We start from the raw sequence: 26,200 nt of genomic DNA on the forward strand, positions 1-26,200 counted from the left end.
TCAGGTGCGAAAGCAAAAAAAGGTGAGGTCGTCGCGGCGGTGGTGATCGCCCTGGCCCTGCCACTGCTCCAGCGCATCGAGCACGGCCCGGTTGATCTCCGCGGGCGTGCGCTCCCGCTGCTCGAAAAGCAGCTCCCGCACGCGGCGTTTTCCCAGCGCGATCGCGCGCGGGCCGCCCACCTGGTCGATCAGGCCGTCGGTGCTGACGAAAACCAGCGTGCCGGGGGGCAGGATCAGCTCCTGGTTGTTCCAGGCGAAATCGAAGTCGCTGTCCACGTAGCCCACGCCTTTGCGCTGTCCCTCGATGATCTCGACCGCGTCGGCGCCGGGCCGCACTAGGAACAGCGACAGCCGGGCCCCCGCGAAGACCAGGCGCCCCTGCGCCGGCTCGAACCAGAAGCAGGCGGCATCCATGCCGTCGTTGGAGCGCTCCGTGCCTTCCTGCGCATCCTGCTGCCCCAGCATCTGCTTGATGCTGCGGTTCACGCTGCCCAGCAGCTGCGCGGGATCGCGGGCGCCGTGCTGCTTGATCGCCTGGTTGAGGCTGGTGGAGGCGATCAGGGTCATGAAGGCGCCCGGCACGCCATGGCCCGTGCAGTCGGCGACGGTGGCGAACCAGCCGTCAGGCTCGGTGCTGAACTGGTAGAAATCGCCCCCGACCACGTCTCGCGGCTCCCAGACCAGATGCGCGCCGGGGCACACGCGTGCCAGCGCCTCGAGCGAGCTGCGCAGCGTGGACTGCTGGATCACGCTCGCATATTCGATGCTGTGCATGACCTGGCGGTTGCGCGAGGCCTGCATGTCCGCCACCACACGCATCAGCTGCAGCCCGTTGCCCACACCGATGAAGGCGCCCTCGTGGGTGATGATGAAACCATCGGACAGGGCCTTTTCGCCGCATTCCACCGTCTTGAACGTCAGCGCCTCGATGTCCAGCGCGGCATCGACGATCAGCGGTTCCTTGTCCATGAACGCGATGCAGCTCTTGCGGCCGTAGAGCTCCATGCGAAACGGCTTGCTCATCTGGGAGAGGAAGATGTTGCGGTTGATCAGCCCGATGGGCTGCCGACCCTCCACGACGGGCAGGCTGACGAGGTCGCGGTGCTGGCCGAACACCTCCATGACCTGTTCGTTGGTCTGGTCGGTCGTCATGCAGGGCACCATGGTGCACAGGTCCGCCGCACTGGGCTGACGGAAACGGGGCCGAAAGCTGCTCAGGTACTCGGAATTTGCGGACATGGGGGCCAGGGGTGTTTGTTAGCAAATGTTATTCATTCCATGTTTCGCTTCGATGACAGGATGGTGACGGTATGGCGCTGCGCAGAGGCCGTCGAGCCTCCGGGCCATTGAAGGGGCGGCTTCAGAAGGAAGGGGGGTGTGCCAGGAACGGGTGCTTTCCCATTCCGTTGCGATGAAGGGGCGAGCCCCACGGCGGCGCACGGCAAGGAGGCCACGCTCCGGGGGCCGGCACGCTGCGCGCATGCCTGCCGTTTCGATTCGGCCCCCGACGACAGCGCCCCGCCACCGCGGTCGGATCGGTGGTGTGAATGCCGATGCTTACGCTTTGCGTGGCCTGACCTTGCCGGCCGCCAGCTTGGCACGCTCCCGCGCCACCTCGACATCGGCATCGAACGCCAGCGCCACGCCCATGCGCCGCTTCACGAAACTCTCGGGCTTGCCAAACAGGCGCAGGTCGGTGTTCGGCACGCGCAGGGCATCGTCCACGCCGTCGAAGGCGATGCCTTGCGCATCCATGCCGCCGTAGATGACGGCGCTGGCGCCCGGGCTGCGCAGGGCGGTGTTGACGGGCAGGCCCAGGATGGCGCGCGCGTGCAGCTCGAACTCGCTCTGCACCTGCGTGGCCAGGGTGACCAGGCCCGTGTCGTGCGGGCGGGGGCTCACCTCGCTGAACCACACGGCATCGCCCTTCACGAACAGTTCCACCCCGAAGAGCCCCTGGCCGCCGAGGTCGTCGGTCACGGCCTTGGCGATCTCACGGGCGCGCTCCAGGGCCGCGGGGCGCATGGGCTGGGGCTGCCAGCTTTCCACGTAGTCCCCGCTGACCTGGATGTGGCCGATGGGTTCGCAAAAGTGCGTCTCGGGCTGGCCGCCTTCGCCGAGCGCGCGCACGGTGAGCAGGGTGATCTCGTAGTCGAAGTCGATGAAGCCTTCGACGATGACGCGGCCATGGCTCACGCGGCCGCCGGCCATGGCGTAGTCCCAGGCCTTTTGCACGTCGGCCGGGCCGTCGATCTTGCTCTGGCCCTTGCCGGAGCTGCTCATCACGGGCTTGACGATGCAGGGGTAGCCGATGCCGCCGTCAATGGCCGCCTGCAGCTCTTCCAGCGAATTGCAGAATTGGTAGGGGCTGGTGGGCAGGCCCAGCGTTTCGGCGGCCAGGCGGCGGATGCCTTCGCGGTCCATGGTCAGGCGCGCGGCGCGCGCGGTGGGAATCACGCGCACGGTGCCGGCGGCCTCCAGCTCTTCGAGCATGGGCGTGGCGATGGCCTCGATCTCGGGCACCACGAGGTGGGGCCGCTCGGCCTCGATGAGCGCCTTCAGCTGGGCCGGATCGCTCATGGTGATGGTGCGCGCGTGGTGGGCCACCTGCTGGCCGGGCGCGTTCTCGTAGCGGTCCACGGCAATGGTCTCCACGCCCAGGCGCTGCAGGGCGATGAGGACTTCCTTGCCCAGCTCGCCCGAGCCGAGCAGCATGACTTTGGTGGCCGAGGGCGAAAGGGGGGTGCCGAGAGTGGTCATAGCAGGTGAAGGGATGGAATGGAGAAGAAGGGTCGGGAAAAAACGGGGGCGCGGTCCCGGAGGACGGCGAACAATAATAGACGCCCATGGCGCATCCCCCCCTTCTCCAGATCGATCACCTGCACAAGCGCTACGGCGATGCCACGGTGGTCGACGATGTCTCGTTCTCCATCGCGCCCGGCGAATGCCTGGGCGTCATCGGCCCCAACGGCGCCGGCAAGACCACCACCATCCGCATGTGCCTGGGCCTGACCGCGCCCGACGGCGGCAGCGTGCACTTCCACCCGGAAGGGGCCGGCACGCCGCTGGCCATGCCCCAGGACGCGCTGGCCATCAAGGCGCAGCTGGGCGTGGTGACGCAGTTCGACACACTGGACCCGGACTTCACCTGCGCGGAGAACCTGCGCATCTTCGGCCGCTACTTCGGGCTCAAGGGCGCGGTGATGCAGGAGCGCGTGCCGCGCCTGCTGGAGTTCGCGGCACTCACGCACAAGGCCGGCGCCAAGCCGGGCGAGCTGTCGGGCGGGATGAAGCGGCGCCTGTCGCTGGCCCGCGCCCTGGTGAACGACCCGCGCCTGCTGCTGCTGGACGAGCCCACCACCGGCCTGGACCCGCAGGCCCGCCACCTGATGTGGGAGCGCCTGCAATTGCTGGTGCAGCAGGGCAAGTCGATCCTGCTGACCACGCATTTCATGGACGAGGCCGAGCGCCTGTGTTCGCGCCTGCTGGTGCTGGACCACGGCCGCAAGATCGCCGAAGGCCGCCCGCGCGAGCTGATCGCCGAGCACCTGGAGCCCGACGTGGTGGAACTGTTCGGCGTGGGCGCCGTGGCGCTGGCCGAAGACGCCGCCCTGCGCCCGCTCGCCGCCCGCGTGGAGGTGAGCGGCGAGACGGTGTTTTTCTACACGCACGACGCCCGGCCGCTGCTGGCCGCCCTCAGCACGCACGGGCACCTGCGCACGCTGCACCGGCCGGCCAACCTGGAAGACCTGTTCCTGAAACTCACCGGCCGGCAGATCCGCGAAGACGGCTGAACCGGCCGCCTGGTAAAAAAGCCGGGCCGCGCGGCTTTCGAAAAAAATATTTCGCGCGGCCTGCATCCAAACGGCGTTCCCATGGGTAGTACCTGCAGCAGCGGAGATTGCTGCTGCTTTTTTCAACCCAACCGAAGACAAGGGAAACGCCATGACCATCCAGCCAACGCTCTCTCGCCTCATCCCCCTGACCGGCGCCATCGCCGCCGCGGCCCTGCTCGCGGCCTGCGGCTCCATGTCGGCATCGGGCCCGAAGTTCTCGCAGGACAGCCTGCCCGAGTCGATCAAGGTGCCGGCCGGCAACAAGGTGGCCTGGGAAACCGTGGGCGTGGGCGACATCACCTACGAATGCCGCGACAAAGCCAACATGCCCGGCCAGACCGAATGGGTGTTCGTGGGACCGAAGGCCGTGCTGAACGACCGCAGCGGCAAGCAGGTGGGCACGTATTACGGCCCGCCCGCCACCTGGGAGGCGCAGGACGGCTCCAAGGTCACCGCCACGCAGCTGGCCGTGGCGCCGGCCGGCACCGGCAACCTGCCCTACCAGCTCGTGAAGGCCAACCCGGCCATGGGCTCGGGCACGCTGACGGGCGTGACCTTCATCCAGCGCGTGGCGCTCAAGGGCGGCGTGGCCCCGGCCGCGGCCTGCACCGCCACCAACAAGGGCGACCGCCAGACCGTGAAGTACCAGGCCGACTACATCTTCTGGAAGGCCGCCTGACGGCCCGGGCGGGTCTTTCAGGGTCGAAAGCCTTTGGAGCACGGTCATGTCGGCTACCATGCGGCCCACGTTCCGGGCGGCCGATCGACGCCAGCGCCCGGCCTTCGACCGCTGGAGCCACCGCCCCTTGCCTTCCACGCCTGCCGCTGACGACGACTTCGACTACGAAGCCACCCTGGCCCGCTGCGCGGCGGGCGACCGGCAGGCCATGCGCCGCCTGTACGAGCACGAGGGGCCGCGCCTGCTGGGCGTGGCCTGGCGCATCGTGCGGCAGCGGGCGCTGGCCGAGGACATCGTGCACGACGCCTGCGTGAACATCTGGACGCGCGCCGGCAGCTTCGATGCCAGCCGGGGCAGCGCCCGCGGCTGGATCTACAGCGTGGTGCGCAACCTGGCCCTGAACGCCGTGCGCGATGCGGGCCGCCACCTCGACGTGGACGACGACACCGTGCAGGCCCTGGAGGCCGAGCAGTCGGTGCAGGCCCACCGCGAGATCGCGGAAGCCTTCGAACTCAACGCCAGCCTGGGCCGCCTGCAGCACTGCCTGGAGGGCCTGGACCCGGCGCGGCGCAACTGCGTGCTGCACGCCTATGTGGATGGCTGCTCGCACGGCGAGATCGCCGAACGCCTGGGCGCGCCGCTGGGCACCGTGAAGGCGTGGATACGGCGCAGCCTGACCTCGCTGCGGGAGTGCATGGCATGACCGCGCCGATCCCCCATCCCGCCGTGCCCGAAGACCTGAACCTGCTGGCCGGCGAGTACGTTCTGGGCACCTTGTCCGCCGCCGCCCGCGCCCGCGTGGCGCAGCGCCTGGCATCGGACCCGGCCCTGCAGCGCGCCGTGGCCGACTGGGAAGCGCGGCTGCTGCCGCTGACCGGGCTGGCCGAGCCGATCGCACCGCCGGCCCAGCTGTGGACGCGCATCGATGCCTCGCTGCAGGCCGCCGACGGCGCACAGGCCAGCGCGCCCGCCGCCCATTCACATTCCCATTCACCGGCCGCGTCGCCAGCGCCCCGGCCGGCGCCGGCCCGGCCTTCCCGAAACTGGTGGAACCACCTGGGCCTGTGGCGCGGGCTGGCGGGCTCGGGCTTTGCCATGGCGGCCGTGCTGGCCGCGGTGCTGGTCACCCGCGTGGCGCCGCGGGCCGTGCCCCCGCAGTTCATGGTGGTGCTGGTGGCACCGCAGGACAAGGCGCCTGGCTGGGTCGTGCAGGCGAGTTCGCCCAGCGCGCTCCAGCTCATTCCGCTGGGCGTGGCCGAAGTGCCCGCGGGCCGCGCGCTGGAGTTCTGGACCAAGGCCGACAGCTGGAGCGGGCCGGTCTCGCTGGGACTGGTCCAGCCCGGCCAGTCATTGCAGCTGGCGCTGGAAAAGCTGCCGCCGCTGCAGCCCAACCAGTTGTTCGAGTTGACGCTGGAGCCCCCGAGCGGCTCGCCCATCGGCAAGCCCACCGGCCCGATCCAGTACATCGGCCGGGCGGTGAAGGTGCTGTGAGCCCGGCCGCGGCCCGCCGCTCGGCCGCCGCACAATAGCGCCATGTCCACCGCCCCCCACCCCAGCCCCGCCACGCCGGCCCGACCGGCCACCCCCTCGATCTGGCGCGCGCCCGAGCTGTCCGCCCGCTGGTGGCCCGTCTTCCTGCGCAACCTGCTGGTGTGGCGCAAGCTGGCCATCCCCAGCCTGGTGGGCAACATCGCCGAGCCGCTGATGTGGCTGGTCGCCTTCGGGTACGGCATGGGCGCGCTGGTGGGCCAGGTGAACGTGGGGGGCACGCAGGTGCCCTACATCCTGTTCCTGGCGAGCGGCTCCATCTGCATGAGCGCCATGAACGCGGCCAGCTTCGAGGCGCTGTACTCGGCCTTCTCGCGCATGCACGTGCAAAAGACCTGGGACGGGATCATGAACGCGCCGGTCAGCCTGGACAACGTGGTGCTGGCCGAGATGCTGTGGGCCGCCTTCAAGGCCGTGTTCACCGTCACCGCCATCCTGGGCGTGATGCTGGCGTTGAAGATCAGCCACAGCCCCAAGCTGCTCGTGGCCTGGCCCGTGCTGCTGTTCGTGGGGGTGATGTTCTCCAGCATCGCGCTGATCTTCAACGCGCTGGCCAAGGGCTACGACTTCTTCACCTATTACTTCACCCTGGTGCTCACGCCGATGATGTTCCTGTCGGGCGTGTTCTTCCCGCGCGAGCAGTTGCCCGCCGTGGTGCGCCATGTGTCCGACTGGCTGCCGCTGGCCAACGCGGTGGAGCTGGTGCGCCCGCTGTTCATGGACCAGTGGCCCGCGCACCCGCTGCGCCACGGCCTGGTGCTGGTGGTCACCACGGTGGTGGCGTTCTGGACGGCGCTGGCGCTCACGCGCAAGCGGTTCCAGGCCTGATGGAACACGCCTTGAGGCCTCACCAGCAGCGTAGCTGCGCGATCCGCCTCAGGCCGCTGCGCGCAGCAGGTCCACTGCCTTTTCCGCGACCATGATGGTCGGCGCGTTGGTGTTGCCGCTCACGATGCGCGGCATGACCGACGCATCGACCACGCGCAGGCCGTCCAGGCCGTGCACGCGCAGGTCCGCGCCCACCACGTCCATCGCGCCGGGCCCCATGCGGCAGCTGCCCACCGGGTGGTACACCGTGTCGGCATGCTGGCGGATGAACTGCCCGATGGCCTCATCGGTCTGCGCCGCGGCCGAGGCCGGCATTTCGCGCGCGCCATGGGCGGCCAGCGCCGGCTGCGCCAGCCACTCGCGCATGCGGCGCACGCCGCGCACCATGCGCTGCAGATCGTCCGGATCGGCGAAGAAGGCCGGGTCCACCAGCGGCAGGGCGTGCGGGTCGGGACCGGCCAGCGTCACCCGGCCGCGGCTCAGGGGCTGCAGCAGGCACACGTGGCATGAGTAGCCGTGGCCCAGCAGCGTGCGGCGGCCGTGGTCGACGAGCTTGCCGATCACGAAGTGCAGCTGCAGGTCGGGCGCGGCCTCCTCGGGGCGGCTGCGGATGAAGCCACCGGCTTCGGCGAAATTGGTCACCAGCATGCCGCGCCGGTGCGCCCGCCATTCGCGCACCCCGCGCAGCATCTGCCACGCGGCGGTGGGCGAGAGGCCGAACAGGTCCGTCAGGCGCGGCGCGTCCATCACCTGCACCACGTCGGGATGATCGTGCAGATGCTCGCCCACGCCGGGCAGGTCGTGCACCACGGCGATGCCATGGCGATGCAGCGCCGCGCCCGGCCCCACGCCCGACAGCATCAGCAACTGCGGCGACAGCAGCGCGCCCGCGCTCAGCAGCACCTCGCGCGCAGCGCGCACCGTGTGCGACTGCCCGCCCTGGCGGTACTCCACGCCCACGGCGCGCCGGCCCTCGAACAGGATGCGCGTGGCGCGCGCGTGCGTCACCACCTGCAGGTTGGGCCGGCCGCGGTGCGGGGCGAGGTAGGCCTTGGCGGCGCTGAAGCGCTCGCCCGCGCGGTGGGTGACCTGGTACCAGCCCACGCCCTCCTGCGTGGCGCCATTGAAGTCGGGATTGCGGGCATGGCCGGCCTGCACGCCGGCCTCGATGAAATCGCGCGCGATGCGGTGGGGCGCCGGCAGGTCCATCACGTTCAGCGGGCCGCCCGTGCCGTGAAAGGCGTCGGCGCCGCGCTCGTTGTGCTCGGCGCGGCGAAAGTACGGCAGCACGTCGCTCCAGGCCCAGCCCGGGTTGCCCTCGGCGGCCCAGTGGTCATAGTCGGCCGGCTGGCCGCGCAGGTAGATCATGGCGTTGAGCGAGCTGGAGCCGCCCAGCACCTTGCCGCGTGGCTGGTAGCCACGGCGCCCGTTCAGGCCGGGCTGTGGCGTGGTGTGCTGCCCCCAGCCGAAGGCGCCGGTGCGCGCCATCAGGGCGATGCCGGCCGGGCAGTGGATGAGGGCGCTGGTGTCGGGCGGTCCAGCCTCCAGCAGGCACACGCGCACGGCGGGGTCTTCGGTCAGGCGCCCCGCCAGCACGCAGCCGGCCGAACCACCGCCGATCACGATGTAGTCGAACATGTCCGTTGTCTCCTCTGTGCCAGCGGCCGCGGCCGCTGGGGCGGCGCACCGGCCGCGCCGCCCGCGATTGCCGATACGATCACGCCGATCCGCGCAACCCCTGTTTTTTTGATTTGGCTATTTGGCCGGAAAGACTTTATATGACGATCACGACCGTCGGCATCATCGGCGCAGGCACCATGGGCAACGGCATCGCGCAGGCCTGCGCCGTGTCGGGCATCCACACGGTGATGGTGGACATCTCGGAGGCCGCCGTGCAAAAGGGCCTGGCCACCGTGGCCGGCAGCCTGGACCGGCTCATCAAGAAGGAAAAGATCACCGCCGCCGACAAGGACGCGGCCCTCTCGCGCATCCGCACCTCGGCGAACTACGACGACCTCAAGGCCGCGCAGATCGTGATCGAGGCGGCCACCGAGAACCACGAGCTCAAGGTGAAGATCCTGAAGCAGGTGGACGCCATCGTGGCGCCGGAGGTCATCATCGCCTCCAACACCTCGTCGATCTCCATCACGCAACTGGCGGCCGCCACGTCGCGGCCCGACCGCTTCATCGGCATGCATTTCTTCAACCCGGTGCCGATGATGGCGCTGGTGGAGATCATCCGCGGCCTGCAGACCAGCGATGCCACGCACGACACGGTGAAGGCCCTGTCCGAGTCGCTGGGCAAGAGCCCCATCACCGTGAAAAACGCGCCCGGCTTCGTGGTCAACCGCATCCTGGTGCCGATGATCAACGAGGCGTTCTTCGTGCTGGCCGAGGGCCTGGCCACGCCCGAGGACATCGACGCGGGCATGAAGCTCGGCTGCAACCAGCCCATCGGCCCGCTGGCGCTGGCGGACATGATCGGCCTGGACGTGTGCCTGGCGGTGATGAACGTGTACCTGACCGAGTTCGGCGACAGCAAATACCGCCCCTGCCCGCTGCTCAAGGAAATGGTGGCCGCCGGTCGCCTGGGCCGCAAGACCGGGCATGGCGTGTACGCTTACTGACCTTACCCGGGCCATGGGCAGTGGGCAGTGGGCAGCCCCGGCCTCCTCCAACGGGTCAGGGCTTTTTGCTATATTTTTAATAGCACAATGCCCTAGAATTCATTGCGCCGGAGGCCACTTTGACGCACACCCTCGGCGGCAGGACGCACGCGCCAAAGGACCTTCCACCGCCCCGGAGTACACCCATTCGGCGCTGCCGCCTGCACGCCGCACGTCAAACCCCCAGCGCCGATGGGGTGATACCCAATTCAATTGCGCGCAATTGAATTGGGTATCACAATCCAGCCCATGCCCCGCCCCGACGCCCTCGCCCACCCGGTCTCCACGCCCAGCCCCGCTCTGCTGCAGCTGGACAACCAGGTCTGCTTTGCGCTCTATTCCGCGTCGCTGGCGATGACCAAGCTCTACAAGCCGCTGCTGGAATCCATCGGCCTCACCTACCCGCAGTACCTGGCGATGCTGTCGCTGTGGGAGCGCGACGGCATCACCGTTTCCGAACTGGGCGAGCGCCTGTTCCTGGACTCCGGCACGCTCACCCCGCTGCTCAAGCGCCTGGAGGCCTCGGGCCTGGTGACGCGGCTGCGCGATGCGCAGGACGAGCGCCGTGTGCGCACCACGCTCACCCCCGCCGGCCGGGCCCTGCGCGACCGTGCCGAAGCCATTCCCGCCTGCGTGCTGGAAAGCAGCCAGTGCACCCTGCCCGAACTCACCGCGCTGACCCGGCAGCTGCAGCAGCTGCGCCGCCGGATCGGGTCCGGCTAGCAGCCCGTCCTCACTTTCGTTCTCGCTTTCGTTGTCTTTTTTGTCCCTCAACCGCCCGCACCGCGGGCATTCACTGCAAAGGAATCACCATGCCATCGCTCGACCAAGTCCTCTACACCGCCCGCGCCCACACCACCGGCGGCCGCGACGGCGCCTCGCGCACCGATGACGGACGCCTGGACGTGACGCTCTCCGCCCCCGGCACCAGCGGCACGGGCACGAACCCCGAGCAGCTCTTCGCCGCCGGCTATTCCGCCTGCTTCATCGGCGCCTTGAAGGCCGTGGGCGGCCAACTGAAGATCGCCGTGCCGCAGGACGTGTCCGTGGACGCCGAAGTCGATCTGGGCAAGATCCCCAACGCCTACGGCATCGCCGCCCGCCTGAAGGTCAGCCTGCCCGGCCTGGACCGCGCCCAGGCGCAGCAACTGGTGGACGCCGCCCACCAGGTCTGCCCCTACTCCAACGCCACGCGCGGCAACATCGACGTGACGATCACGCTGGCCTGATCGGCATTGGCCTGAAAAAAAGCCCACCGGCCGCGATCCGACGCGGCCGGGGGGCTTTTTGCGTGGGGCCCGGTACGCCTCCCTGGCCTGATTCGCCGTGATGCCGGGGTTTCATTTGCCTCGGGTGCTACCAAAAATGTAGCAACCCACTCCATCGAAGCGGGCGCCAGCGGGGCGCCGCAGCGACACCCGGCGGCGATGCACGCCGCGACACCCGCGCGATGGCACCTTTTTTGCGCTTCCCGCGCACTCACCCCCGCCAATGGCACCATTCGGAGCCATCATCGCAGGCGGCCCCGCCCCCGCGGGCCGATGCCTTTTCGCACCCTTGACCCCAGCCTCGCGCACCCGCCGCGTCCGCCATGAAGATCGCCCTGCTCGCCGACATCCACGCCAATCGCCATGCCCTCGATGCCTGCCTGGCGCATGCCCGCGCCCAGGGCGCCGAGCAGTTCGCGCTGCTGGGCGACCTGGTGGGCTACGGCGGCGACCCCGTGGCCGTGGTCGAGCAGGCCATGGCCTTGGCGGCCCAGGGCGCGCCCTGCGTGCTGGGCAACCACGACGTCGCGGCGCTGGACCCGCCCGCAACGCCCATCCAGATGGGCGACCAGAGCGCGCAGTGGACGCATGCGCAGCTGTCGCCCCGGCACCGCGCCTTTCTGGCCACCTTGCCGCTCACGCGCCGCCTGGGTGCGAACACGTTGCTGGTGCACGCCAGCGCCGACCAGCCCAGCCACTGGCACTACGTGCAGGACGCGGGCGCGGCCGAGCGCAGCATGGCCGCGGCCAGCCAGCTCGACCCCGCCATCCGCTACGTGTTCTGCGGCCACGTGCACGAGCAGGCGCTGTATTTCCTCACGCCCACCGCCAAGCTGATGCGCTTTGCGCCGCAGCCCGGCGTGCCCGTGCCGGTGCCGCCGCACCGCCAGTGGCTGGGCGTCGCGGGCTCCGTGGGCCAGCCGCGCGACCGCGACGTGCGCGCCATGTATGCGCTGTTCGACGACCACGCCGCGACGGTCACCTTCCACCGCGTGCCCTACGACCATGCCGCGGCCGCGGCCGCCGTGCGCGCCGCCGGCCTGCCTGCGTTCTTCGCCGACCGGCTGGAGTTGGGGCGTTGAGCGCGGCCATCGCGCGGCCCGCCCGGAGCGCTGCATGAAGCTGCTCGCGCCCGGCACCGAGGTGGACGGCTTCGTCGTGCACGAATGCCTGCACGCGGGCGGCATGGCGCACGTGTACCGCGTGGGCTATGCAGGCGCCGCGCGCGACGCGGGCTTTCCGCTGGCGATGAAGATCCCGCGCATGACGGCGGGCGATGGCGCCGAGACCATCGTCGGCTTCGAGGTGGAGCTGCAGATCCTGCCCACGCTGAGCGGCAGCCACGTGCCGCGCTTCGTCGCCGCGGGCGACCTGGCGCGGCTGCCCTACCTGGTGATGGAATACATCGAAGGCCACACGCTGCAGCACTGGCTGGACCTGCCGCAGCCGCCGGACGCCACCACCGTGGCCCGACTGGGCGCGGCCATGGCGCACGCCGCGCACAGCCTGCACCAGCAGAACGTGTGCCACCTCGACCTCAAGCCCGCCAACGTGCTGCTGCGAGCGGACGGCAGCGCGGTGCTGCTGGATTTCGGCCTCTCGTGCCACGCGCACTACCCCGACCTGCTGGCCGAGGAGATGCGCGAGGCCGTGGGCTCGCCCGCCTGGATCGCGCCCGAGCAGGTGGTGGGCGTGCGCGGCGACCTGCGCAGCGACCTCTTCGCCATCGGCGTGATGCTGTACGAACTGGCCACGGGCGAGCTGCCCTTCGGTGCCCCCACCACGCGCGGCGGCCTGCGCCAGCGGCTGTGGATGACGCCCGCGCCGCCGCGTCGCCACCGGCCGCAGGTGCCCGAGTGGCTGCAGGAGATCATCCTGCGCTGCCTGGAGCCCGAGGCCGCGCAGCGCTATCCGTCGGCCGCGCACCTGGCCTTCGACCTGACGCACCCCGAGCAGGTGCCGGTCACCGAACGCGGCCGGCGCCTGCGCGGGCCGGGCGTGCGGGCGCACCTGCGCCGCTGGCTCAAGGCGGCGGGCATGCACTACCAGCCCAGCCCGCTGCCGGCGCGCCAGATCGAGGCGGCGCCCATCCTCATGGTGGCCGTGCCGGGCGAGGACGCGAGCGATGCCACGCTGTACTCGCTGCGCCAGGCGGCGGCGCGCTCGCTGGGCATCCGCCCCGGGGCGCGGCTGGCCTGCGTGACCGTGATCTCGCCCTCGGCCAGCAGCGCATCGGACAGCGAGCGCAGCGAAACCACGCTGCACCGCCGCCACCTGGTGCGCCTGCGCCAGTGGTCCGCCGGGCTCGACCTGGCCGGCCACAGCGCCAGCCACCAGGTGATCGAGGCGAGCGATGTGGCCCAGGCCCTGGTGCGCTACGCGCAGGGCAACCGCGTGGGCGTGATGATCCTGGGCGCGGCCACGCACGGCGTGCCGCTGCAGCGCTTCATCGACACCATTCCGATCCGCGTGGCACGCGATGCGCCATGCACCGTCATCCTGGTCAAGCAGCAGTTGCCCTTCACCGAACTGGCCGGGGGCGACAATGCTCCCCATGGATAACCTGCCCGGCACCGAGCCCACCCCTTCTTCTTCGCATCCCTACGCGCCCCTCACCCCCGACCTCGTGCTGGACGCGCTCGCCAGCGTGGACCTGTACGGTGACGGCCGCCTCATGGCCCTGGGCTCGTACGAAAACCGCGTGTACCAGGTGTCGCTGGAGGACAGCAGCCGCGTCGTCGCCAAGTTCTACCGGCCGGGCCGCTGGAGCGATGCGCAGATTTTGGAAGAGCACGCGTTCGCCGCCGAACTCGCCCAGGCCGAGGTGCCCATGGTCGCCCCGCTGGTGCTGCAGGGCCGCACGCTGCACCAGCACGCGGGTTTCGCGTTCTCGGTCAGCCCCTGGCGCGGCGGGCGCACGCCCGAGCTGGACGACTTCGAGGTGCTCGAGTGGATCGGCCGCTTCCTCGCCCGCATCCACACCGTGGGCGAGGCCCGGCCCTTCGCGCTGCGCCCGGCGCTGGACGCGGCCACCTTCGCGCAGGAGCCGCACGACTGGCTGCTGGCCCAGGAGATCATCCCGCTGGACCAGCAGTCGGCCTGGCGCAGCGCCTGCGAAGATGCTATTAAATTAATAGCACAAAGTGCATGGAATACCCCGGCAGGCGGCACGTTTGCCTTGAAGGATGCGCGCCCGCTGCGCCTGCACGGCGACTGCCACCCCGGCAACGTGCTGTGGACGCCCACCGACCGGCCCGGCGGCGGCCCGCACTTCGTGGACCTGGACGATGCGCGCACCGGCCCGGCCGTGCAGGACCTGTGGATGCTGCTGTCCGGCGACCGCCGCCAGCGCACCGTGCAGCTGTCCGCGCTGCTGGACGGCTACGAGCAGTTCCGCCCCTTCGACCGGCGCGAGCTGGCCCTGATCGAGCCGCTGCGCACGCTGCGGCTGATCCACTACAGCGCCTGGCTGGCGCGCCGCTGGAACGACCCGATCTTTCCGATCAACTTCCCCTGGTTTGGCAGCAGCGACTACTGGCGCGGGCAGGTCGACATGCTGCGCGAGCAGATGGAGGCGATGCAGGAAGCGCCGCTGTCGGCATAAGAGCGGCGAGCACAAGATGCTCGATGGCCTTAGCGGCCCTGCGAAAGGCGCATGGACGGATGATCCTCTGCCAAGCCCGCGCGGTTCTGCAGGTCGTCGATGGCATCCTCGTGTCTCTGGATGACGGGCTCCACTTGCCTTCCCAATCGTTCGGACTGTGCGGTCAACAATCGCACGGCACCCACCGGGTCATCGCCCAGGTCGATGCGTTGAGAGTTCTGGCGATTCAGCGTTTGCTGCAGCGCCGTCAAATCTCCCGCCGCTGACTGCACCCGCATGCGCAAGGATTCGAGTTCCCTGCGTACGGGCTAACCAAGCAACTCATTGGTGTCGGGGCCCAGCAGTCCATTGATTCTCCGTTCGCGGGAGCGCAGCCCGGACAGCGCCGCATCGACGCCGAACGCAGCCGATGCCGATTGTTCGGCCTGCACACCGGCATTGGTACTTGCCGTGCCTTGATCCTCACGGCGGCGAACGGAAGCGGTCCCGCTGGAGCCGCCGATGCAATTGCCCATGAAGCTGTCCTCAAAGTCTTTGAACGGCCCATATCCCCTGGCAGCGCTGGGCAACGGCGAGGCAAGGCGAAGAACGGAGCATTCAAACGAAACCGCGGCTGCCAATGCGGCCATGTCTGCGCGCGACACAAGGGGCCCCGGCGCACCCGAAGCGCCACCGATGCGTCGATGCCACAAATACATACCGCGGATTTTCGATGAATGTTAACAATTGTCACATTCCAACCGATAGCGAAATTAAAAGGTAGTTTCGGCACCTCGCCGCGCCCTACCGGCGATCCGTATTCCATTGCCTTTGCCGTTTCCTGGTGTCCCATGCGTATCGCTGCCCTTGACGACGACCCGATCCTGATGGAGCTGATCCAGGCCTCTGTCGAACATGCCGGGCACCTGTTCCACCCCTTCACCGAGGGCACCAGCCTGCTCAAGGCGCTGCGCACAGAGACCTTCGATCTGCTGATCGTGGACTGGCACCTGCCGGACATGAGCGGCATGGAAGTGGTGCGCACCCTGCGCGCCGGCCTGGCGCCGCAGATGCCCATCCTGTTCGTGACGCGCCGCAATGCCGAGCAGGACGTGGTCGAGGCGCTCAACTGTGGCGCCGACGACTTCATGACCAAGCCCATCCGCATGGGCGAACTCATGGCCCGCACCGCGGCGCTGCTGCGCCGGGCGTACCCGTCCACCGTGGCGCGCACGCTCGATTTCGGCCGCTACCGCTTCGAGCCCAAGACGCGCACGCTGTGGATGGACGGCACGGCCGTGGACCTGAAGAACAAGGAATACGACCTGGCGCTGTTCATGTTCCAGAACGCGGGCCGCCTGCTGTCGCGCGAGCACATGCGCCAGAGCGTCTGGAGCGAGGTGCAGGACGTGCCCTCGCGCTCGCTGGACACGCACGTCTCGCGGCTGCGCAACAAGCTGGCCCTGTCGCCGGAGAACGGCTACGTCGTCAACGCGGTGTATGGCATGGGCTACCGCCTGGACGTGGTCGACGCCACACAATCCGCCTGACCCTGCGCGCCAGCGCCGGCGTCACGCGCCGACGACTCTCTCAGCCCCCTGATCCGCCATCCATCAAAAAAAAGGGCGGTCCCGCATTCGGGACCGCCCTTTTTCCCTGGGGGTGAGCCCCCCCGTGGCAGGTCAGCGCCGGCGCGGGCCGTGGGACTGGCGCAGCGCCAGTCCACCCAGCAGGCACGACAGCAGGATCAATGCCCACTGCGACAGCGTCGGCACGCTGGCGATCGCATCGGGCGGCGGCTGCACGGTCGTGGTCTTGCTCGACGTGTTGTTGGTGGGGTCGGTGTCGCCCGGCGCGTCCAGCGTCGCCGTGTTCACCAGCGGTCCGTTGCCGGTGTAGGGCTGCGCCAGGCGCGTCTTGACGCGCAGGGTGCGGCTCGCGCCCGCCAGCAGTTCGCCCACCGAGCAGGTCACCGAGGTACCCGCAGCCACGCAGTCGGACGAGGAGACGAACGTCAGCCCCGCGGGCAGCGGGTCCACCACCTGGGCGCCGTTGCTGGTCAGGTTGCCGTTGTTGCGCACGGTGAAGGTGTAGTCCACGTCCGCGCCCGGGGCGATCGGGCCATCGGGGCCGGCCTTGAGGATCGACAGGTCGGTGGCGATCGGGTCGCGCTTGGTGGAGGTCTGGTCGTACGTGGTGTTGTTGACCTGCGTGTTCTGTCCGCCCTGCAGGAACTCGGTTTCGCTTACCGACACCACGGCCCTGTGGAAGATCGTGCCCGACGCGGCCCCGGCCGGCAGGCTCGTCGCCTTCATCTTGAACGTGATGGTGGCCACCTCGTCCTTGGCCAGGCCCGGGAAGGTGCACGACACGCCGCCCGAGGTCGCGCCGATGGCCGGCACGGTGCAGACGCCGCCCTTGTCCACCGTGAGGCCGCCCGTGAAGCCGAATGTGGCCGAAGAGGCGCCGTTCGTGGGGTGGGTCACCGGGAACGTGTCCGTCATCACCACGTTCGTACCGAACGACGGGCCCGAGTTCTTCACGGTGATGGTGTAGGTCGTCTCGGCGCCCAGGGCGATGGCGTCGGCGCTGTGCGCCATCGACACCAGGATGTCCAGCTCGGGCTGGGTCAGCGTGATCTCGGCCGCGGCCTGGTTGTTGGTCAGCACGGGCTCGTCCGTCGCGGTGCCGATCTCGACCGTGTTGGAGAGCTTCACGCCCGGGGCCCAGGCGCCCGCCGCACGCAGGCGGTAGGTCACCTCGTACTGGCCGCCGTTGGCGAGGAAAACGCTGTTGCCCGTGGTGCCCCAGCGGCAGTTCAGCGTGCCGCCGTTGCCGGGGGGCACCGCATCGCACACGCCGCCGTTGGAGGCGACGGGCGTGCCGATCAGCACCCCGTTGGCGGGCAGCACGTCCCTCAGCCACACGTTTTCGGCCGACGACGGGCCGTTGTTCCTGGCGCGCACCACGTACGTGATGGGTTCGCCCGAGATCGCGGTCGGCGTGGGCGAGACGGTCTTGGAGGCCACCAGGTCCACCCGGGCCGTGACCTGGCTCGTCACCGATGCGGTGTTGTTGCCCAGGACCGGGTCCACCACTTCGGGCGAATAGGCCGTGGCGGTGTTGGTGCGGGTCGCGGTGGTGGCCACCGTGGGCCGGATCGCCACGGTCACCGTCGCGCTGGCGCCGCTGTTGAGCGTGCCGAGCGAGCACAGCAGCGTGGCGGTGTTGACGTTGGACGCGCCCGAGGGCGTGCAGGTGCCGGCGGTGGTGTTCACCGACACCAGGCCCGGGGCCGATGCGCTGGTCACCAGGCTGGGCAGCACGTCGCGCAGGCTCACGTTGGTGGCGGCGCTGGTGCCGTTGTTGGTCACCAACATCGTGTAAGTCAGCACGTCGCCGGCAGGCACCGTGGGCTTGTCCACGGATTTGACGATGCTCAGGTCCGCCTGCACCTCGTTGCCGGGGGTCTGGTCGGATGCGCCGACGCCCACGCCCTGGCAGTTGATGCCGTGCGCGGGGTCGGTGTACCACGGGTCCTCGCGGGTGCCGCCCGTCTCGGGGCTGAACTTCACGCAGGCGTTGTTGGTGGCCGAGCCCGCGGTCGTGCGCACTGCGTTGACCACGATGTCGGGGGCATTCGCATTCACGGCCAGTCCGGCCGTGCGCTCGCAGGTGAAGGTGCCCGGGCCCACCAGCGGCAGTGCCGAGCAGGTCCAGCCCGCGCCCGAGGCCGCGTTGAGGCCCGTCAGGGTCACGCCGGCGGGCACCGAGTCGGAGACGACGATGCTCGGGGCGGCCGGCACGGTGGCGGCGGCCGGCGCGATGGCGAGCGGTCCGCGGTTGCGCGCCGTCAGGCGGTACTGGTAGGTCTGGCCGATGGCCACGGCCACGCCCTGGCCGTTCACGTAGTTGGACGCGGTCTTCGTGATCTGCAGGTCGGCCACGTTGGTCGCCGTGATGAAGACGCTGGCCGGCGAGTTGTTGGTCGTGTCGGGATCGGTGCGGGTCGGCACGTCGATCGTGACGGTGTTGGGCAGCGTGCCCGTCTGCTGCACCAATGCCACCACCGTGATCGCCGGCAGGTTGCTGAAGTTGGCGCCCGCATAGCCGCCGGGCAGGTCGCAGGTGATCACCTGGCCCGCCGCGCTGCAGGTCCAGCCCGTGCCCGTGGCGGACACGAACGACAGGCCCGCACCCAGCGTGTCGACCACCTGCACGGGCACGCCGGTGAGCAAGGTGCCGCCGTTCAGCCGGGGCGTGACCGTGTAGGTCACCTGGTCGTTGAGCCCATAGGTCGTGGCACCGTTCACGGCCTTGGTGACGGAGACGTCCGAGGCCGTGCCGGCCACGTTGACTTCGGCCGTGCCGGTGTTGTTGGCGGTCTGCCCGTCGGGCATTTCCGTGGACGCATCCTTGTAGCCCTTGACCGAGAACGACGTCGTGATGGAGCCGGTCACATTGGGAGCGGCGTCCACCTCCAGCGACGGCACCGTGCCGCCATTGGCCAGCGCACCGGCGTAGGAGCAGGTGACCACCGTGGCGGGCGTCGGCGCGCCGGGGGACACGAGCGGCGAAGCGTTCGAGGCCGTGGGCGTGCAGGTCCATCCGTTGCTGCCGCCCACGCGGGTGAACGAGGCGCCCGTGGGCACGCTGAACATCACCTCCACGCGCCCTGCGGCGGGAATGCCGATGGGTCCCTGGTTGCTCACGTCCACCACATAGCGGTAGGGCTGGCCGGGTGAGAGCGGGTTGCCGGGAGGCGCCGTGGGGTTGGTGGTGACGGCCAGGGCCAGGTCGGCGGCCTCGGTCGTGGTGATGCGGCGGTCCAGCGCGTCGTTGCTGGGGTCCGAATCGGTCTCGTTGCGCGTCACGCGGGCGTTGTTGATCCAGTTGGTCGAGACCGTCGGAAGCACCACCTCGAAATCCACCACCTTGGTGGAATTGACCGCCATCGAGCCCAGGTCGCACTGCACCGTCTGGTTGGCGACCGTGATGGCCGTGCCAGGGGTGATGGCCGGCGTGCAGGCCATGCCCGCCGGGGTCGTCGTGACCGACTGGAACACCGCGCCCACGGGCAGCTTGTCGGTAAGGACCACGCCGGTGGCCGCGCTGCCGGTGTTGTGCCGCACCGTCACCACGTAATGGAAGGTGCCGCCCGCCGGGCCCGAGGCGGATGCGGGCACCGCGTCCTGGTTGACCAGGATGTCGGTGGTCTGGGCCAGCACGGCCCCGGGTGCCAGCAGGCACCCGGCCAGCAGCAGCCCGTATCCCCGCCCGCCCGGCAGGCCTGGGCGGGCGGCAGGTCTGCGCGCGGGCGCAGAAGCGAAAGCAGCAGGCCACAGCAGGCCCGCAGCCCGCCGTGCAAAGGAAAGAACCATACCGATCTCCAGATTGTTGTAGTGAGCAGGTCCGGGCACGCCGCGACGCCGCGGGGGGCCCTGGCGAGGGCCGGAAGGGGGTCGTTGGCAAGGGAGGACCGGCGCGCGGTGCCTTGCCGGCGTGGCCGGGAGTGCCGCGAATCTAGGGGGTGGGCTCTGCGGTTTTCAGAATTCAACAATTGTTGACATTCGGTCTTGCATTTGTGCGTTCGGCACCACATGCAGCGCGCGCCGCAACGTCCGTCGGCATGGGCCTTCGGCCTTCCCGCGCGGCCCATCGCGGACACTTGCCGGCATGCTGCCCGCCTTCCTTGCCGCCCTCCCCTTTGCCGGCGTGCCCACCGTTCGTCCCACCCGCCCCCCACCGCTCCGGTCCGTTTCGTGGTGGCGGCTCCGCCCCCTGCTGTGGCTCGGCCTGGCCTGCTGGGCCGCGCTGGCCGGGCCCGCCCGCAGCGAGCCGGCGGGCGTGGAGGTGTTCCACTGGTGGGTGGCGGGCGGCGAGCGCGCCAGCATGGACGCGATCCGCGACTTCACGCGCCAGCGGGGCCTGGCCTGGAAGGAAGACTTCTCGCCCGGCAGCGGCACCGCGCGCTACACCGACGTGCTGGCGGCCCGCGTGCGCGCGGGGCGGGTGCCCACCGCCGCGCAGATGATCGGCTACGAGATCCACGAATGGGCACGGCGCGGGCTGCTGGACAACCTGAACGACGTCGCCGCGCGCGAGGAATGGGACGAGGTCGTCCCCAACGAGATCCAGCAGCTCTCCAAATGGCAGGGCCAGTGGGTGGCAGCCCCGTTTAACGCGCATTCCACCAATTGGCTCTGGGTCAACCAGTCCCTGGCGCGCCGACTGGGAGCCGCCGCGCCGCCCGACACCTGGGACGACCTGATCGCCCTGCTGGACCGGGCCCGCGCCGCCGGCATCCAGCCGCTGGCCATCGGCAAGGAAGCGTGGGAACACACGCTGCTGTTCGAATCGGTCGCGGCCGGCACCGGCGGCGCGGCGTTCTACCGGCGCGCCTTTCTCGACCTGGACCCGACCGCGCTCGACGCCCCGGTCACCACCGTGATCTTCGAGCGCATGCGGCAACTGGCCCGGTACCTGGACGCGGGCTTCATGCGCCGCCGCTGGGACCAGGCCACCGACCTCGTCGCCGGCGGGCAGGCCCTCCTGCAGGTGCAGGGGAGCTGGGTGGACGGCGAGTTCAAGGTGCGTGGCATGCAGCCCGACCGCGACTACCAGTGCTGGCGCTTTCCCGACACCCAGGGCATGTACCTTTTCAACAGCGACCAGTTCGTCTTTTTCAAGCAGCCCGCACGCCAGCGCGCGGCGCAGGAGCGCTTCGCCTCCATCCTCATGGACCCGGACCTGCAGGTGGCCGTGAACGTGCGCACCGGCGCGGCGCCCGCGCGCGTGGACGTGCAGCAGGCCCCGTTCAACCGCTGCGGCCAGCGCGCCATCACCGACCTGCGCGGCGCCAACATGCGCCGCACCCTCATGGGCTCCATCGCCATGGGCAATGCCCATCCCTCCGCGGTAAAGGCCGCCGTCTACGACGTGGTCACCCGCCACCTGCAGGGGCGGCTGGACACACCCGGCGCCGTGGCGGCGCTGCGCGCGGCCATCGCCCGTAAGCCCTGACCCCTAACCGCACGCCGCTTTTGCGCCCACCCTTCCACGGAGCGACCATGTCCTTGTCCCGGTATGTCCTGCGGTCCTTCTCCCACCTGCCGCTCACCGCGAAGATCGTCTTTCTCGTGGGCCTGATGGGTGTCATCTCCACGGCATCGATGCTCTACGCCACCAGCAAGATGCGCGGCATCGACCAGCAGTACAACGCGCTGATCGAGCGCGAGGCGCAGAGCGCGCTGCACATCGGCGATGCCGCCCTGCTGCTGAGTGAATCGAGCCGCCTCGTGTATGCCGTGCTGACCGAGCAGGACGAGGCCACCATGCGCGCCGCCCTGACCCGCCTGGCCCAGCTGCAGGCCCAGTTCAACCAGCAGATCGACACCACCGAAGCCCTGGTGCCCGCCAATGCCGCGCAGCTGCAGTCCATCCGCCAGCGCGCCACGGCGGCCTTCGCGCTGGCCGCGCGCATCGTCGACGCCGCATCGCGCTGGCGTGGCGACCGGGCACTGCAGATCATCCACGGCGAGTTCGAGCCCGCCCTGCGCGCGCTGCAGCGGGACATGAACCAGCAGCGCAACGACTCCGTCACGCAGTTCCAGGAATCGTCCGTGCGGCTCGGACAGGTCACGCGCGACACCATCCTGACCACCGCGCTGGCCGTGGGCATCGGCCTGGCCCTGGTGATCGCGCTGTCGTCCTGGGTGGCCGTCTTCCAGATCTCCCGCCCCATCCTGCGGCTCACGCGGCACATGGAACGGCTCACCGACCGCGAATACGACGACACCGTCACCGGCACCGAGCGGCGCGACGAAGTGGGCACCATGGCCAAGGCGCTGCAGGTGTTCAAGGAAAGCATGCAGCGCGCCGACCGCCTGGCGATCGAGGTGGCCGCGAGCGCCGAGGCGCGCCGCCTGTCCGAGCAGCTCGTGGACCTGACCGGCGCCATCCCGGGCGCGGTGTTCCAGATGCACGTGCGCCCCGATGGCTGGCAGCGCTTTCTCTTCGTGAGCGACAAGGCCGCCGAACTGCAGGGCCGCCCCGCGCACGAACTGCTGCGCCTGGAAGGCCCCGTCGAGCAGACCTACGGCCTGCCGCCATCCGGGCAGGACGCGCTGCGCGAGCGCTTCGAGCACAGCCTGCGCACCTTGCAGCCGCTGGACTTCGACGTCGAGGTGGCGCACGGCGACCGCACGCGGTGGCTCAAGACCCTGGCCACCGCGCGGCGCCTGCCCGATGGCGCCGTGCTGTTCAACGGCGTGTGGCTGGACGTCACCGAGCAGAAGAACCAGGCCCGCGCGCTGGCCCAGGCCGCCGAAGAGAAGGCCACCTTCCTGGCCGTGATGAGCCACGAGATCCGCACCCCGCTGAATGCCATCCTGGGCCTGGCCCAGCTCGCGCTCAAGGACGAGGCCCTGACCCCGCCGCAGCGCGAGCGCATGGACCAGATGTACCGCGCCGGACGCCGGCTGCTGGGCATCGTCAACGACACGCTCGACTTCTCCAAGATCGACGGCGGCCACCTCGTGCTGGAAACCGTGCCGTTCGAGCTGCCCACCCTGCTCGCCGACCTGTCGGAACTGTTCGACGACAAGGCCAAGGCCAAGGGCCTGCGCTTTCACGTGGCAGTGGCCGAGGGCGTGCCACCCTACCTGCTGGGCGACCCGCACCGCATCGGGCAGGTGCTGGTCAACTTCGTGAACAACGCCATCAAGTTCACCGAAGCGGGCGAAGTCGCTGTGACCGTCTCAGTGCACGCCCCCACGCCGGCCGACGACGGTCCGCATGCCGACGGAGCGGGCGCGCAAGGCGACCTGGTGCTGCACTGCGCCGTGCGCGACACCGGCATCGGCCTCACCGCCGAGCAGCAATCCCACCTCTTCCAGGCCTTCCACCAGGCCGACGCCACCATCACCCGCCGCTTCGGTGGCACGGGCCTGGGCCTGGCCATCTCGCGGCAACTGGCCCTGCTGATGGGGGGCGATGCCGGTGTGCACAGCGCGCCCGGCGCGGGCAGCACCTTCTGGTTCACTGCCCGCGTGCAGCGCAGCGCCCGCCCGGCCCTGCCCGCCCCGGGCGAGCGCGGTGCCCGCGCCCCGAGCGCCCCCGCGGCGCTGGCCGGCCTGCGCGTGCTGCTGGTGGACGACAACGAACTCAACCGCCTGGTGGCCGCAGGCCTGCTGGAATCCGGCGGCCTGCACGTGGACACCGCCAGCGACGGCGCCGAAGCCCTGCGCCGCCTCGACGAAGCGCCCGACGTCACCCATTACGACGCCGTGCTGATGGACATGCAAATGCCCGTGATGGACGGCCTGACCGCCACCCGCGCGCTGCGCCAGGACCCGCGCTTCGCCCACCTGCCCGTCATTGCCATGACCGCCAACGCCGCGCGCCAGGACATCGAGCGCACCCGGGCGGCCGGCATGAACGATCACCTGGCCAAACCGGTGCTGGAGGAAAGGCTGTGGGCCACCCTGTCGCGGTGGCTGGTGCCGGGGGGGCACGAGGTACCTTCGGCGTCTGCTGCCCCGGCGCCTGCAACGGCATGCACATCACCGAGTGCAGAGGCCGACGACCACCATGCTCTGCCGGCCCTCGTCAAAGGGGCCGCCGAGGTGGGTGCGGATGCTTTCTTCGATCAAAAGGCCTTGGAGGAACTGCGCCGTGTTTTCGCCACTGACCGCTTCGACGCGCTGGTCACCCGATTCATGCTCGACTGCGAGCAGCGCATGAACCGCATCCATGACGCCCGCCGCGCCGAGGCCTGGGACCGCCTGCGGCAGGAAGTCCATGAGTTGGGGGGCACCGTTGGGAGTTTTGGGTTGCAACGGTTGAGTGGGATTACCAGGGCGCTGGAGATGGCCGCAGATGCCAAGGATGGGATACAGGTGGATGCGCTTATTCGATGGTCCGAGGAAGCGATGGCTCTTGGGCTCCAGGAGTTGAAAATGGCCTTGAGTTGCGTGTGAACCCCCATCGCATCGCCATTGACACCATTCCATAAGGGTAAAGGCTAGGCTTTTCGCATTCGAACAATCCATTGCCTCAGCGCTTTCTGAGGGAAATCTCCATCACATGGGCCATCGCTCAGTGCGTGTGCTGACGCAAGACGTGCTCCGCTTGCTTGAACCCTTTCTCGGCCGCGCGCTTAAGCAACTCAATCGCTTTCTCCGTGATGGTGCCGCCCTTGAACTCGCGCAGGGCATATGTGTAAAGCGCCTCGGGATGCTCTTGCTCAAATGCACGTTGGTACCACTGCTCGGCCATCTGCTTATCATCCGCATAGCCATACTGCCCTGTTTCCAGATACCACGCCAACTGATGTTGCGCTTCGCCCCAACCGTTTTCCGCGGCGCGCTCCAGCCAGTAATTGGCACGTCGGACGTCACAAGGAAAGACATTGCCGTATCGAAGGGCCTGTCCTAATTCCCATTGAGCCTCGGCATTGTCGGACTCAGCGATCCGTTGCATTTCCTGCATCCAATGCTCGCTTTGAACCGCGCTCGCAAGAACGCCTTCGCCATCGCGATACCAAAGCGCCATGAAATAGCACGCAACGGGATCTCCCTCCGTTGCACATTGCTCCATCAGTCGAAGTGCCTCTTCACTACGATTTTCGTCAGAGGCCTGCAGTGCTGCCATGAATTGACTTGATCTAAGCATCACTCGGCGAGCACCAGGACGCTCCTGAACAATGGATCGGCACTAATTTCGCGGTCCTTATAAAGTCGATACAGCCATTATCCAAGATCAGCAATTAAATGCTTTGCCGCGTTCAATGCATTAATAAAAATTTGAACGCTGCAATTCATCGCGCGGACCATTTATAGCGGCTTTTCATTCAACTATCGCAAACAGCCTTCCACCCACACAACCTCATTCGGATGGTGCTCCCTAATTGTCTCCAACGCGCCCTCAATAATATCCAAACTCGCACTCATTAAAGGATAATTAAATTGCGAAACATCTTTAATTGATATTGAATCAAAAACTAAATCTGAGCCACACCAAATATGATGACTCCCGCCATTACTCTTTAGTTGAAGTGCTTCTTTTAAGCCCACAGGTGTAATTGCCAAGTAAATCATTTTTACCTCTTATTTATTTAACAAGTCCTGGATCACCTGGCACCGAAGGTCGCCCTTCCCCACGGTTTCCGTGAGTAGGTCGACTCCCGTCAGATGGACGACTCCAATCGTGTGAATGTGGAGAGCCGATTCCTCCGTGACTATGGTCCCAGTCAGTGTCCGTTTCAGGAAATCCGTCCGGCCCATACCGCCTCGTTTGTTTTCTATTACCACTTTTATTTTCACATTCCACTTCACAACCTGGCTCACCAGTCATTGGATTACTAGTCGACAGCGACCAGTTTTTAAAGCGCGGAGATAAATAATCAAACGTTTGTTTGCATGCATTTATTGCTGCAACAGCAACTCCTCCGGCAGCAGTTGCACATAAAGGATTACTCATACATGCAATTACCACTACCGGAATTGCTAAGCCCTTGGGATCAGTCCATGCCAGCGGATTGCCACTCACATAAGCAAACCGATTCCACCCCCCCTCCAGTCCAATCGGGTCGGCCTGGAAGTACCGCCCTCCCTCCCGGTCGTAGTACCGGTTCAGGTTGTACGCCAGTCCTGTCTCCTCATCCAACACCTGCCCCGGATACCGCAGGTCGAACTTGATGGCTTCTGCATAGGCTGCACTGCCCTGCCCGCTCTGTGCGTAGCCGGTCGCTCCCGTCGTAGGGTTCGCCTCTCCAAACCCCGTGATCAGCC

General features: G+C 68.5%; 23 protein-coding genes and 1 pseudogene. 15 read left to right on the forward strand and 9 right to left on the reverse strand.

Annotated features, from left to right (window positions below):
- On the reverse strand, positions 1-1,239 hold the full coding sequence (locus tag AVME950_RS09175; RefSeq protein ID WP_284429520.1) for a SpoIIE family protein phosphatase: 1,239 nt from the start codon (positions 1,237-1,239) through the stop codon (positions 1-3).
- A gap of 318 nt (positions 1,240-1,557) precedes the next feature.
- Positions 1,558-2,760 carry a formate-dependent phosphoribosylglycinamide formyltransferase gene (purT, locus tag AVME950_RS09180; RefSeq protein WP_284429521.1) on the reverse strand — a complete coding sequence of 401 codons (1,203 nt, stop codon included), beginning with the start codon at positions 2,758-2,760 and terminating at the stop codon, positions 1,558-1,560.
- A 161-nt stretch (positions 2,761-2,921) separates the two neighbouring features.
- Here purT and AVME950_RS24380 point away from each other — a divergent pair.
- The 6 genes and pseudogenes from AVME950_RS24380 to AVME950_RS09205 all read left to right on the forward strand — a co-directional run.
- Positions 2,922-3,437, forward strand: a pseudogene (locus AVME950_RS24380) (ATP-binding cassette domain-containing protein); the annotation flags it as partial.
- Between the two features lie 15 nt (positions 3,438-3,452).
- Positions 3,453-3,794, forward strand: coding sequence for an ATP-binding cassette domain-containing protein (locus AVME950_RS24385; protein WP_498739044.1), 342 nt, complete (start codon positions 3,453-3,455; stop codon positions 3,792-3,794).
- A gap of 151 nt (positions 3,795-3,945) precedes the next feature.
- On the forward strand, positions 3,946-4,515 hold the full coding sequence (locus AVME950_RS09190; RefSeq protein ID WP_284429522.1) for a DUF3455 domain-containing protein: 570 nt from the start codon (positions 3,946-3,948) through the stop codon (positions 4,513-4,515).
- A gap of 46 nt (positions 4,516-4,561) precedes the next feature.
- Positions 4,562-5,218, forward strand: a complete 657-nt coding sequence (locus AVME950_RS09195) for a sigma-70 family RNA polymerase sigma factor (RefSeq protein WP_272567101.1) — start codon at positions 4,562-4,564, stop codon at positions 5,216-5,218.
- Positions 5,215-6,006 (forward strand): anti-sigma factor, encoded by a 792-nt coding sequence (locus AVME950_RS09200; RefSeq protein ID WP_284429523.1) that lies wholly within the window; start codon positions 5,215-5,217, stop codon positions 6,004-6,006. The genes AVME950_RS09195 and AVME950_RS09200 overlap by 4 nt, the downstream gene beginning before the upstream one ends.
- Before the next feature lie 42 nt (positions 6,007-6,048).
- Entirely contained in the window at positions 6,049-6,891 is an 843-nt protein-coding gene (locus AVME950_RS09205) for an ABC transporter permease (protein WP_272567099.1), read from the forward strand.
- 48 nt (positions 6,892-6,939) lie between these two features.
- Here AVME950_RS09205 and AVME950_RS09210 read toward each other — a convergent pair whose 3' ends face one another.
- Positions 6,940-8,529 (reverse strand): GMC family oxidoreductase, encoded by a 1,590-nt coding sequence (locus AVME950_RS09210; RefSeq protein ID WP_284429524.1) that lies wholly within the window; start codon positions 8,527-8,529, stop codon positions 6,940-6,942.
- Between the two features lie 140 nt (positions 8,530-8,669).
- Between AVME950_RS09210 and AVME950_RS09215 the strand changes: the two genes are divergently transcribed.
- The 6 genes from AVME950_RS09215 to AVME950_RS09240 all read left to right on the forward strand — a co-directional run bounded on the left by AVME950_RS09215 (position 8,670) and on the right by AVME950_RS09240 (position 14,429).
- Positions 8,670-9,518 carry a 3-hydroxybutyryl-CoA dehydrogenase gene (locus AVME950_RS09215; protein WP_284429525.1) on the forward strand — a complete coding sequence of 283 codons (849 nt, stop codon included), beginning with the start codon at positions 8,670-8,672 and terminating at the stop codon, positions 9,516-9,518.
- A gap of 288 nt (positions 9,519-9,806) precedes the next feature.
- The gene (locus tag AVME950_RS09220) at positions 9,807-10,280 is read left to right on the forward strand and encodes a MarR family winged helix-turn-helix transcriptional regulator (RefSeq protein WP_284429526.1); all 474 of its coding nucleotides are present in this window, start codon (positions 9,807-9,809) and stop codon (positions 10,278-10,280) included.
- A gap of 89 nt (positions 10,281-10,369) precedes the next feature.
- On the forward strand, positions 10,370-10,786 hold the full coding sequence (locus AVME950_RS09225; RefSeq protein ID WP_272567092.1) for an organic hydroperoxide resistance protein: 417 nt from the start codon (positions 10,370-10,372) through the stop codon (positions 10,784-10,786).
- 362 nt (positions 10,787-11,148) lie between these two features.
- Positions 11,149-11,907, forward strand: coding sequence for a metallophosphoesterase family protein (locus tag AVME950_RS09230; protein WP_284429527.1), 759 nt, complete (start codon positions 11,149-11,151; stop codon positions 11,905-11,907).
- 34 nt (positions 11,908-11,941) lie between these two features.
- The gene (locus AVME950_RS09235) at positions 11,942-13,387 is read left to right on the forward strand and encodes a bifunctional serine/threonine-protein kinase/universal stress protein (RefSeq protein WP_284429528.1); all 1,446 of its coding nucleotides are present in this window, start codon (positions 11,942-11,944) and stop codon (positions 13,385-13,387) included.
- A complete protein-coding gene (locus AVME950_RS09240) occupies positions 13,380-14,429 on the forward strand; it encodes a serine/threonine protein kinase (RefSeq protein ID WP_284429529.1) in 1,050 nt (349 codons plus the stop codon). Before AVME950_RS09235 ends, AVME950_RS09240 begins: the two co-directional genes overlap by 8 nt.
- A 29-nt stretch (positions 14,430-14,458) precedes the next feature.
- Here the strand turns inward: AVME950_RS09240 and AVME950_RS09245 are convergent, their stop codons facing one another.
- Positions 14,459-14,707: a hypothetical protein gene (locus tag AVME950_RS09245; RefSeq protein WP_284429530.1), complete on the reverse strand. Its 249-nt coding sequence runs from the start codon at positions 14,705-14,707 to the stop codon at positions 14,459-14,461.
- Between the two features lie 30 nt (positions 14,708-14,737).
- Positions 14,738-15,058, reverse strand: a complete 321-nt coding sequence (locus AVME950_RS09250) for a hypothetical protein (protein WP_284429531.1) — start codon at positions 15,056-15,058, stop codon at positions 14,738-14,740.
- 201 nt (positions 15,059-15,259) lie between these two features.
- Between AVME950_RS09250 and AVME950_RS09255 the strand changes: the two genes are divergently transcribed.
- Positions 15,260-15,958 carry a response regulator transcription factor gene (locus tag AVME950_RS09255; protein WP_284429532.1) on the forward strand — a complete coding sequence of 233 codons (699 nt, stop codon included), beginning with the start codon at positions 15,260-15,262 and terminating at the stop codon, positions 15,956-15,958.
- Positions 15,959-16,090: 132 nt separating this feature from the next.
- Here AVME950_RS09255 and AVME950_RS09260 read toward each other — a convergent pair whose 3' ends face one another.
- On the reverse strand, positions 16,091-19,789 hold the full coding sequence (locus AVME950_RS09260; RefSeq protein ID WP_284429533.1) for an IPTL-CTERM sorting domain-containing protein: 3,699 nt from the start codon (positions 19,787-19,789) through the stop codon (positions 16,091-16,093).
- A 295-nt stretch (positions 19,790-20,084) separates the two neighbouring features.
- Here AVME950_RS09260 and AVME950_RS09265 point away from each other — a divergent pair, with 295 nt between their 5' ends.
- Both AVME950_RS09265 and AVME950_RS09270 read left to right on the forward strand, forming a co-directional pair.
- Entirely contained in the window at positions 20,085-21,431 is a 1,347-nt protein-coding gene (locus tag AVME950_RS09265) for an ABC transporter substrate-binding protein (protein WP_284429534.1), read from the forward strand.
- A gap of 47 nt (positions 21,432-21,478) precedes the next feature.
- Positions 21,479-24,388, forward strand: a complete 2,910-nt coding sequence (locus tag AVME950_RS09270) for a response regulator (RefSeq protein ID WP_284429535.1) — start codon at positions 21,479-21,481, stop codon at positions 24,386-24,388.
- 118 nt (positions 24,389-24,506) lie between these two features.
- On the opposite strand, the gene AVME950_RS09275 is transcribed toward AVME950_RS09270, so the two are convergent.
- The 3 genes from AVME950_RS09275 to AVME950_RS09285 form a co-directional block, all read right to left on the reverse strand.
- Positions 24,507-25,061, reverse strand: a complete 555-nt coding sequence (locus AVME950_RS09275; protein WP_284429536.1) for a tetratricopeptide repeat protein — start codon at positions 25,059-25,061, stop codon at positions 24,507-24,509.
- 203 nt (positions 25,062-25,264) lie between these two features.
- Positions 25,265-25,507: a hypothetical protein gene (locus tag AVME950_RS09280; RefSeq protein WP_284429537.1), complete on the reverse strand. Its 243-nt coding sequence runs from the start codon at positions 25,505-25,507 to the stop codon at positions 25,265-25,267.
- 13 nt (positions 25,508-25,520) lie between these two features.
- Positions 25,521-26,200 (reverse strand): RHS repeat-associated core domain-containing protein (locus tag AVME950_RS09285; protein WP_284429538.1); only part of this gene is annotated, 680 nt, incomplete at its 5' end.

This window comes from Acidovorax sp. SUPP950 (assembly GCF_030158935.1).
GTDB lineage: Bacteria > Pseudomonadota > Gammaproteobacteria > Burkholderiales > Burkholderiaceae_C > Paracidovorax.